General features: G+C 70.0%; 8 protein-coding genes. All 8 read right to left on the bottom strand.

Annotated features, from left to right (window positions below; translation table 11 throughout):
- Nucleotides 1-1,401 (bottom strand): FtsW/RodA/SpoVE family cell cycle protein (locus tag JX283_RS06935; RefSeq protein WP_204829922.1); only part of this gene is annotated, 1,401 nt, incomplete at its 3' end.
- Nucleotides 1,398-2,819, bottom strand: coding sequence for a UDP-N-acetylmuramoyl-L-alanine--D-glutamate ligase (gene murD, locus JX283_RS06930; RefSeq protein WP_204829921.1), 1,422 nt, complete (start codon nt 2,817-2,819; stop codon nt 1,398-1,400). The genes murD and JX283_RS06935, both read right to left, overlap by 4 nt.
- 13 nt (nt 2,820-2,832) lie before the next feature.
- Nucleotides 2,833-3,852, bottom strand: coding sequence for a phospho-N-acetylmuramoyl-pentapeptide-transferase (mraY, locus tag JX283_RS06925; RefSeq protein ID WP_204829920.1), 1,020 nt, complete (start codon nt 3,850-3,852; stop codon nt 2,833-2,835).
- Nucleotides 3,852-5,246, bottom strand: coding sequence for a UDP-N-acetylmuramoyl-tripeptide--D-alanyl-D-alanine ligase (gene murF, locus JX283_RS06920; RefSeq protein WP_204829919.1), 1,395 nt, complete (start codon nt 5,244-5,246; stop codon nt 3,852-3,854). The genes mraY and murF overlap by 1 nt, the downstream gene beginning before the upstream one ends.
- 100 nt (nt 5,247-5,346) lie before the next feature.
- A complete protein-coding gene (locus tag JX283_RS06915) occupies nt 5,347-7,101 on the bottom strand; it encodes a penicillin-binding protein 2 (RefSeq protein WP_239652522.1) in 1,755 nt (584 codons plus the stop codon).
- A gap of 42 nt (nt 7,102-7,143) precedes the next feature.
- The gene (locus tag JX283_RS06910; protein WP_204829918.1) at nt 7,144-7,548 is read right to left on the bottom strand and encodes a cell division protein FtsL; all 405 of its coding nucleotides are present in this window, start codon (nt 7,546-7,548) and stop codon (nt 7,144-7,146) included.
- 169 nt (nt 7,549-7,717) lie between these two features.
- Nucleotides 7,718-8,665 carry a 16S rRNA (cytosine(1402)-N(4))-methyltransferase RsmH gene (gene rsmH / locus JX283_RS08555; RefSeq protein ID WP_239652521.1) on the bottom strand — a complete coding sequence of 316 codons (948 nt, stop codon included), beginning with the start codon at nt 8,663-8,665 and terminating at the stop codon, nt 7,718-7,720.
- A gap of 8 nt (nt 8,666-8,673) precedes the next feature.
- The gene (locus JX283_RS06905; RefSeq protein WP_204829917.1) at nt 8,674-9,108 is read right to left on the bottom strand and encodes a division/cell wall cluster transcriptional repressor MraZ; all 435 of its coding nucleotides are present in this window, start codon (nt 9,106-9,108) and stop codon (nt 8,674-8,676) included.
- Nucleotides 9,109-9,856: the final 748 nt, after the last annotated feature.

Raw genomic sequence — 9,856 nt, 5'->3', positions numbered from 1 at the left:
GTGCACGACTCCGGCCCCCGGGTCTCCCCGCCGGGCGTCGCCGCGGGAGCCGGAGTCGTGCACGAGGCGCAGCGACCGCGCCGTGGGGGCGCCGGCCGTGGAGCCCTCGACCGTCGGCACGGGTGCCGGGGCGCCGTCGCGCACGACCCCGAGGCTCCGACGCCGCCGGTCGTGGACCGTCTCGGGTAGACGGCTGTGCACCGACACCGAGAGGATCGTCCCCACGACGAGCAGCGACGCCATCATCGACGTGCCGCCGTAGGACAGGAACGGCACGGCCTTGCCCGAGAGCGGGAAGGCGCCGATGACGCCGGAAAGGTTGAGCAGGAACGTGAAGACGATGAGCATGCTCGACCCCGCCGCCAGGAGGCTGCCGAAAAAGTCGGGGGCGTTCCGCGCGATGCGAAAGCCCGACCACAGGATCAGGGCGAAGAGCGCGATGACCAGGACCATGCCCACGAGGCCGCACTCCTCGCCGATGACGGCGAGGATGAAGTCGTTGTGGGCCTCGGGCAGGTACGAGTACTTCATGGCTCCCATGCCGATACCCGTGCCGAAGAGGCCCCCCGAGCCGAAGGCGCGGAAGCTCTGGATCACCTGGTAGCCGGCCCCCGTGGGGTCGGAGTCGGGGTTGAGGAAGATGAGGAAACGGCTGCGTGAGTAGTCGTCCTTGAGGGACAGGGCGAGGTAGGCGGCCACGGCGACGGCCGCGCAGACGAGAAGGGGCCTCCTCGGCAGCCCCGCCATGAGGCAGAGGCAGAAGATGACTGCCCCGAGCACNAGCGTCGTGCCCTTGTCGGGCTGGAACAGGACGAGCGCCACGGGCAGGCCGACCTTCCAGGCCGCCTCCCCGAGGAAGGCGACAGGCGCGGCGGGGCGGTGCCCCACCACGTAGTCGGCGATGACCGCGGCGGCCGTCACGACCACCACGATCTTGGCGAACTCCGACGGCTGGAAGGAGAGCGGGCCCAGGGAGATCCAGCGCGTGGCGCCGTGGGAGTCGGTGCCGCGCAGGTGCACGACCACCATGAGCAACACGGCGAGGACCCAGAGGTACGGCAGACACCGGCGCCCCCACGTGTGGTAGTCGACCTTGGCGCACACGACGCAGGCCACGAGGCCGAGGATGGTGCCGATGAGCTGCTTCACGAGGTACGAGGAGGGGCTCTCGCCGTTGATGATGCCCTTGACGGACGAGGCGGAGTACACCATGACGAGGCCGAACACCACCAGGGCCGTCGTGGCGAGGATGAGCGTGAGACGCGGCTCCATAATGCGCGCGGGGACCTTGGCGGCCACCGACGAGAGCCAGTCGGACGCGCCGCGGGCGCCGCCGGCGGCCTTGGGGGCGTCTTTGGCGGGGGCCTTGGCGGCGCCCCTGTCGCTGCGGGCCCGGCTCACCGGCGGCCCCCCTCCGGCACGAGGGCTCGGACGAGGTCCTTGAAGGCGCGGCCGCGCTCCTCGTAGCCGGAGAACTCGTCGAAGGAGGAGCACGCCGGCGACAGCAGCACGACGTCGCCCGGCCGGACGAGGGCGCGGGCGGCCTCGAGGGCCTCGGCCATGTGGGGTGCGTAGGTCACGGGGACGCCGGCCTCCTCGAGGGCGCCGCCCATGCGGGCCCGGGCCTCGCCGTAGGCGACGACGGCACGGCAGGCGCCGCCCATGGCGCGGCAGAAGTCGGCGAGGTCGCCGCCCTTGTCGTGGCCTCCCACGAGGCACACCACGGTGCCTGGGGCGAAGGCGCCCACGGCCGTGACGGCGGCGTCGGTGTTGGTGGCCTTGGAGTCGTTGACGTAGCGCACGCCGTCCACGGTGCGGACGGGCTCGATGCGGTGCTCCAGGGGGCCGAAGGCGACGAGCCCGGCGGTCACGGCGTCGTCGGGCGCCCCGGCGAACAGCGCGCAGGCGCTCNCCACGAGGCCGTNGGCGGCGTTGTGGGGCCCCTCGAGCGCCATGGCGGAGAAGTCCGCGAGGCGGTGGGTGCCGTCGGGCAGGTCCACGGTGAGGGTGTCCCCGTCGAGGTAGGCGCGGCACGAGGCGTCGGGCACGCCCTCCACGGAAACGCGGCAGACCGTGAGGCCGCGGGCCTCGAGGCCGTCGGCCACCCGCGCGCACACCGGGTCGTCCACGACGAGCACGGCGAGGTCGGAGGNGTCGAGGTTGGCGAAGACGCGCTCCTTGGCCGCGACGTAGCCGTCGAACGTGCGGTGCCACTCCAGGTGGTNGGGCGTCACGTTGAGCAGGCAGGCGACCCGGGGGTGGAGACGCTCGGTGGTGGCCAGCTGGAAGCTCGAGAGCTCGGCCACGTACCACCGGCCCGNCGGGCGCCCCGCGTCGAGGGCGTCNGCGAGGTTGGTGCCGATGTTTCCCACGGACACGGCGTCGATGCCGGCGCCCGTCAGGAGCGCGGTCGCGAGCGACGTCGTGGTGGTCTTGCCGTTGGTGCCGGTGATGGCGATCCAGCGCTCGGGGCTCTCGCGCCACACGAGCTCGGGCTCGCCGACGACGGCGCCCGAGGCGGCACGGCCCGCGGCGAACAGATCGGAGAACTCGGAGATGCCGGGGCTCGCGACGCAGAGGTCGTAGGAGCCCTCCACGGAGTCTTCCCCCACGGTCACGGCGGCGCCGGCGGCGCGGAGCGCCCGGGCGGCGGGGCCGTCGGAGCTCTTGGCGCCGCCGACCACGGTCACCGAGCCCACACGGGCCGCGGTCGCGGGGTCGTCGGCCAGGTGCAGGAGGTAGCGGGCCACGGCCTGGCCGGTGTGGCCCAGGCCCAGGACCAGCACGTCCCCCAGCGCGTCGGGACGGACGTTGTCCATGGGAGGTGCCTCCTTATCCGAGTTGGAAGTAGAGCGCGAATCCGAGGGCGGCGAAGGCGGCCGAGACGATCCAGAAGCGGATGACCACCTTGGTCTCGCTCCAACCCTTCTTCTCGAAGTGGTGGTGCAGGGGTGCCATGAGGAAGACGCGCTTGCCGGTCTTCTTGAAGCTGACCACCTGAATCATGACCGAGAGGGCCTCGACGATGAAGAGACCGCCCATGATGAGCGAGGTGTCCTCGGTCTTGGTGAGGACCGCCAAGGCCGCGAAGGCGGCGCCGAGGGCGAGCGACCCGGTGTCCCCCATGAAGACCTGGGCCGGGTGGCAGTTGTACCAAAGGAAGCCCACGCAGGCACCGGCCACGCAGGCGGCGAAGACGGCGAGGGAGAGCTCNTTGTAGCGGAAGCACACCATGGCCATGAAGACCATGACCACGAGCACCGTGCCCGCGGCAAGGCCGTNGAGGCCGTNGGTGAGGTTGNCGGCGTTGGGGAGGCCCGCGAAGAGCAGGAACACGAAGACCATGTAGACCCAGGGCACGGACACGCCGCCGACGGAGAAGGCCAGCACGCCGAGGTCGNCGGAGAAGNCGCCCGGGAAGGTGACCGTGGGGGTGATGCCGGCCCAGTTGACGGCCAGGAGGCAGAAGACCACGGAGACCAGGGTGAGCCCCCCCATCTTCTGGGCCGGGGTGAGGCCGAGGGAGCGGCCGTGGGAGACCGACTCGATGTCGTCGGCCAGGCCGAGCAGGGCCGTGGCGTAGGTGGCACCGACGGCGAGGATGAGGTCGGGGCTCCACAGGCCGAAGAACACGAGCGTGACGAGGATGGCGACCNGGATCACGACGCCGCCCATGGTGGGCGTGCCCTGCTTGACGAGGTGGGTCTGGGGGCCGTCGGCACGCACCTGCTGGCCGATGCCGTCGCGTTTCATGAAGCGGATGAAGGGCGGCATGAGCAGGATGGCGACGACGACGGCCATGCCGAAGGCGAGGAAGATCGTGTAGGTGGGGTAGGCGGGGACGGCGAGCATCAGGCACGCACCTCTTCCACGAACGCGTCGAGCCCCACGGAGCGGGACGCCTTGGCCAGGACGAGGTCGCCCTCGCCGAGGACGGGGCCGAGGACGCGCGCTGCGTCGGCAGCGGTGGGCACGCGGACGAGGCGGTCGTCCGACAGCCCCATGACGAGGGCGGCGTCGGCCATGGCGTCGGCCATCTCCCCGCCCACGACGCACACGATGTCGAGGGGCTTGGCGGCCAGGTAGGCGCCCATGAGCCCGTGGAGGCGGGGTGCCTCGTCACCGAGCTCGCCCACCTCCCCCACCACGGCCACGCGGCGCCCGTCGCAGTCCATCTCGCAAAGCAGGTCGAGGGCCGCGGCCATGGAGGACGGGCTAGCGTTGTAGGAGTCGTCGATGACGCGGAAGCCGCGGGCGGCGGCCACGACCTCGGCGCGCATGTGTGTGGGCTCCATGGCCTCGAGGGCCGCCACCACGTCGCCGAGCCCCATGCCCAGGCGCAGGCAGAGGTCCACGGCCAAAAGGAAGTCGGGCACGGTCTGGCGCCCGCTGAGGCGCAGGTGGACCTCGGAGGACCCCTGGGGCGTCACCACGGTGAAGCGGGGGCAGCCGTCGCCGTCGAGCTCCACGCCCTCGGCGCGCACGGCGGAGTCCCGGCCGCCCACGACGTCGGTGGCCACGCCCTCCTCCTCGCAGATACCGCCGATAAGGGCGGTGAAGTCGTCGGAGGCCGTGAGGGCCATGGCGGGGGCGGGGGCGGGGGACGAGGCCAGCCCGCGGTCGGCCGCCAGCCAGGGCACCATCTCGGCCTTGGCACGGGCGATGTTCCCGCGGTTGCCGAGGATGCCGATGTGGCTCGTGCCGATGTTGGTCACGCAGCCCACGTGGGGGCGGGCGCAGCGGGCGATGGCGTCGATCTCGCCCACGTGGTTCATGCCCATCTCGCACACGAAGACCTCGGTGTCGTCCGGGGCGGAGAGCACGGTGAGGGGCACGCCGATGACGCTGTTGAGGTNGCCCCTGTTGGAGTGCACGCGNCATGCGGCNGCCAGGGCGCAGGCGAGCATGTCCTTGGTGGTGGTCTTGCCCACGGAACCCGTGACGCCCACGACGCACCAGCCCTGCTCGAGGCGCCAGGACTCGGCGAGGCGGAGCAGGAAGCCCTCGGCGTCGTCGCCGTCGGCCCTGAGGAGGCAGGCGCCGTGCGCCTCGGCGAGGGCGGCCTCCGCGGCCGTGGCCTCGCGGGTCATGACCACGCAGGCCGCCCCGGCCTCGAGGGCCGCGGCGGCATAGGCGTTGCCGTCGCGGGACTCGCCGTGGAAGCAGACGAAGCAGCCGCCCTCCCCCACGGACCGCGAGTCGACCGTGAAGTCCCCGACCTCGACGGACGCGTCGCCNGGCACCACGGTGGCGCCNCCGCGTCGGGCGGTCTCTGATACCGATGCTCTGTACATGTCACTCCCCTAGAGGCGCGGTGCGCCCGATCGTGAAAGCCGAAAGCGCTCGTCAGNCGGTGGGGTCCACACCCATGTCCAAGAGCGACTCACCCATGATAGCCGAGAAAACCGGGGCCGCAGAATCCGAGGCCAGCTGCGACACACCGTTGAACGCAACGTACACGAGCACGTCGGCGTCGGACGCGGGGGCGAACCCCACCAAGGAGGCGAGGTAGCTGTCCTTCTTGTAACCGCCCTCCTCGGAGGCCTGCTCGCCCGTGCCGGTCTTGGCCGCGATGTCGTAGCCCTCGACGGCGGCCTTGGTGGCGGTGCCCTCCTGGACCACCGTGCGCATGACGTCGACGACCTGGTCTGCGGTCTCCTCGGAGCAGGCCCGCTCCCCCTCCGGCCACTGCACCTCCTCGGTGCCCTTGTAGATGAGAAAGTGGGGCGTCGTGAGGACGCCCTTGTTGGCCACGGCCGACACGGCCCGCACCATCTGGATGCCCGGGATCGCCACGCCCTGGCCGAAGGACATGGCGCCGAGGGAGGCGGAGGTGTAGGAGTCGAGGGGCGTCACGAGGCCCGCCACCTCGCCGGGGTAGTCNATGNCCGTGGTCTGGCCGATGCCGAACCTGGCGATGCCCTCCGAGAAGGCCTGGGCCCCCTCGGCGGTGCCCATGAGGACGGCGCCGACGTTGGAGGAGCGCCGCATGATCTCGCGCGGCGTCATGGCCATGGTCTCCTTGCGGTCGTCGTCGTCGCCGACGTAGTCGTCGACCACCTGCACCTTCCCGGGGACCGNNAAGCTCGTGTCGAGGTTGAAGGAGTGGTTCTCCAGGCCCACGGCCAGCGTCAGCACCTTCATGACGGAGCCGGGCTCGTAGGAGTCGGTCAAGCTCCTGACGGTGAGCTGCTCGGGCGTCACCTCGGCGGTGTCCTCGGGGTCGAGGAACGGCGTGGAGCACATGGCGAGGATCTGGCCGTTCTTGGGATCCACCACCGTGGCGAACCCGGTCTCGGCGGAGTAGGTGCCCANACCCTCCTCGACCTTCTTCTCGGCTATCTCCTGGATGTCGATGTCGAGGGAGATGACGATGTCGGTGCCGTCCTGCGCGGGCTCCTCCATGTAGGCGCCGCCGGCGATGGGGGTACCGCCGACGCCGGTCTCGAGGACGCGCTCGCCGTTCTTGCCCGAGAGGATGTCGTTGTACTGGAGCTCGAGGCCCGTGAGGCCCTCGCCGTCGGTGCCCACGAGGCCCAGCACCTGACCGGCCACGGCGCCATAGGGGTACACGCGCTTCATGTCGGGCAGCTGGTAGAGGCCGGTGAGCTCGGCCTTGGCCAGGGCGGAGCGGATCTTGTCGGCCACCNAGGTGTCGACCTTGCGCCTGATGTAGACGAACGTGGTGTCCTGGGTGAGGTACGAGAGGTAGTCCTGGGCCGNGCCGCCGAGGTTGTCGGCNAGCACCTTGGCCNCGGCCTGGGGGTCGGNGACCTCCTTGGGGTTGGCATAGAGGGTGCGACACTCCACGGAGGTGGCCAGCACGTTGCCGTTGCGGTCGTAGATGGTGCCGCGCTTGGCCTNGNGGGTCATGACGTTGGTGCGCTGGGTGCNGGCGTCCTCCGCGATGCGGGGGCCGTCGACCACCTGGAGCCACACGAGGCGGGCGACGAGCGCGACGCCCACGACCCCCATGGCCAGAAGCAGGTAGCCCATGGACGAGAAGAGGCCCTTCTGGGCCTGGCTCCGCTCGCCGTCGTAGGAAGAGCCCCCGCGGCTGCGGGGGCTCCTGGGGCGCTTGGGTTGTTGGTTCCGTGACACGGGCCCTCCTCGGGGGCGGCCCCGGCAGGTCGCTGGCGTGCCCTAGGAGACGCTCACGGTGAGCGACTCGCCGGCACCCGCGTAGACCATGCCGAGGTTCTCGGTGGCAATGGTGGTGATTCGCGAGTTGTTGGAGAGCACCGCGGCCTCGATGCGGAGCTCCTTGGCGGTGTCCTCGGCGGNGCTGNCCTGGCCGGCGAGCCCGGAGTTGGCCTCGAGGGTCTGGACGGTGGCCGCCGTGACGGCGACGNGGGCGACGCCCAGGACGAGGAAGACCGCCACGCACGCGAGCGCGAGTCTGAAGGCCGCCAGGCGCTCCGGGGCCACGCCGCGTCGGACGGCGGAGTCGAGCCCCGCGCCCTCGACGACGTCGAAGGAGCGGCGCGCGCCCTGCTGCGCGAACTCGCGACTGTCGAGGCGCTCGGCCTCAGATCCCCGGTAGCTCATGGTGCCCCCAATGAAAGTGTGGTGCGATGGAGTGTGGTGTGGTGCGTAGGTGGTGTGTTTGAGGTGCGTTGTGGTGTGGTGGTGGTGCGTCGGTGGTGCCCGCGTCTTTATCCGAGGGCCGTGCGGCCCAGATAAAGCTGATTGGGGTGGGCCCGGTGCCCCGTGTGCGTCACAGCTTGACCGCGACGCGCATTTTGGCGCTCCGTGCCCGGGGGTTCTCCTGTACCTCCCCGTCGGTGGCCGTGACGGGCCGACGGGTCTCGACTCGGAGTACCGGCACGTTCCCGCACACGCAGACCGGGAGGTCCGGTGGGCAGGTGCAGCCCTGCGAGGCCTCGGCGAACACGTGCTTCACCAGCCGGTCCTCCAGGGAGTGGTAGCTGATGACGCATATGCGGCCGCCGGGGTTGGCCCAGCGGATCGCCGCCTCGAGTCCGCTCTGCAGNACCTCGAGCTCGCGATTCACCTCGATGCGCAGGGCCTGGAAGGTCTTGCGCGCCGGGTGCTTGCCACGGCGGCCNCGGGCCGGGTAGGCCGAGGNNACGGCGTCGGCGAGCTCCAAGGTCGTCTCGATGGGCGCCTTGGCCCGCCGGCGGGCCACCTCCTTGGCGATGGCGGCCGCGTGGCGCTCGTCTCCGTAGACGCGCAGGATCCGGGTGAGGTCGGCTTCGGTGTAGGTGTTGATGACCTCTGCTGCGGTTGTGGGGTTACTCCCCGGATCCATGCGCATGTCGAGCGGGGCGTCCTCGTGGAACGAGAAGCCGCGCTCGGCGCGGTCGAGCTGCGGGCTCGAGACCCCGATGTCGAACAGGAAGCAGTCCACCCCGGGGACCTCGGCCTCGAGCAGGAGCTCGTCGAGCTGGCCGAAGTTGCCCTTGAGGAACAGGTGGTCCGCCCCGGGCGCCTCGCGTTCGATGCGCTCGGAGGCCGCGGCGAGGGCCGCGTCGTCCTGGTCGATTCCCAGGGAGAGGCCGTCGGGGGCGACNTTGGCGGCGAGGGCCACGGTGTGGCCTGCCCCGCCGAGGGTGCAGTCGCAGACGGTCTCGCCCGGCCTGGGGTCGAGGTGCTCGACGACCTCGTCGAGCAGTACGGGTACGTGCCGGTATTCTTCTGTCAATGGTNCACCTACATCCCGCCGAACATGAGCGCCACGAGGTCGTCNCCNAAGGCCNCCTGGGCCTTCTCCCACTCCTCGACGTTCCAGAGCTCGAAGTGGTCGTCGTTGCCCACGACCATGACCTCGCCAGCGAGGCCGAGCCTGACCCGCACGTCCTCCGGTACCTTGCCGAGCGCGATGCGCCCCGCGGAGTCGATGTCCACCGTCACCGTCCTGGAGTTCAGGAGCTGGCGGAGACGGACGTCGTCCCTGGACCGTTGGTTGAAGCCGTCGGGGAAGAACCCGTCGACCCACGCCCGGTGCCCGTCGGGGGTGAACCCGTACAGTGCGTCGTTGAGGGGNACGAGGCAGACCTTCTCGGCGAACTCCCGACGCATGTCGGCGGGAAGCGTGAGGCGCACCTTGGAATCAAGGCTATGCTTCCTGCTGCCCGTCAGATACATCTGGAGTCCCCCGCGAAACCGAGTCTGCCCCGGCTCCCTCGCCGTTGCATGGCACTGATTCTAGGGTGGCGCCCGCCTTTTCGCAACACTTCGCCCCACTTTGTCCCCCAGCGACCCACCCACAACATCTGGCCCCGAACCGTGACTTTGATATACCTCATGTTGATTCAGAACGGCTGTTCGAGCAGGTCAGGCCCCTTGGTGGCCTTCAGTCGAAAACCTGTTCGGTAGGGCGCAAAAACCTAGCTAAGAAATACGGGGACGTTCTTTTTTTATTTCATATATGAATGATTATCAGAGATAGGTTTATGGGTTGCAATTCTCATAGTATCCCTGCGGAAGTTTTTTGTTTCCCATTGGTTACATAAGCTGAACTGTTGCTGACGACCGTTGGACGGCGGTTCTCCACCTCCCGGAGTTTGCGGGAGGGCGCCCCTCACTTGCTGGTGTTATCAGAATCGGCATCTATGCGATTGCGAATCGAGTCGCGGGGAGCGGTCCTTGGGCTAAACGGCCCATCCCCCTGAAAAAGCGTTGCCTCTTTGTGACGCGCCTCCACATTTGACCCCGGAGGGTGTCCAGTGGGAGCCGATGTGGCCCCATGGTGGAGCGAGGTGGGACAGGCGGTGGGAGAAGGTGGGACGGCAACGGGGGCCTTCGCCACGCGGGTCCGGGGTCTTGCATCACGAGAACTCCGGCCCGGCCCGCGGCGCGCATCTGACGAGGCGCGCCGCGGGCCGGGAGGTCG

The organism is Olsenella sp. CU969 (assembly GCF_905219715.1).
GTDB classification, from domain to species: domain Bacteria; phylum Actinomycetota; class Coriobacteriia; order Coriobacteriales; family Atopobiaceae; genus Granulimonas; species Granulimonas faecalis.
The sequence above is the reverse complement of the archived record's forward strand: the minus strand, read 5'-3'. Positions and strand labels throughout refer to the sequence as shown.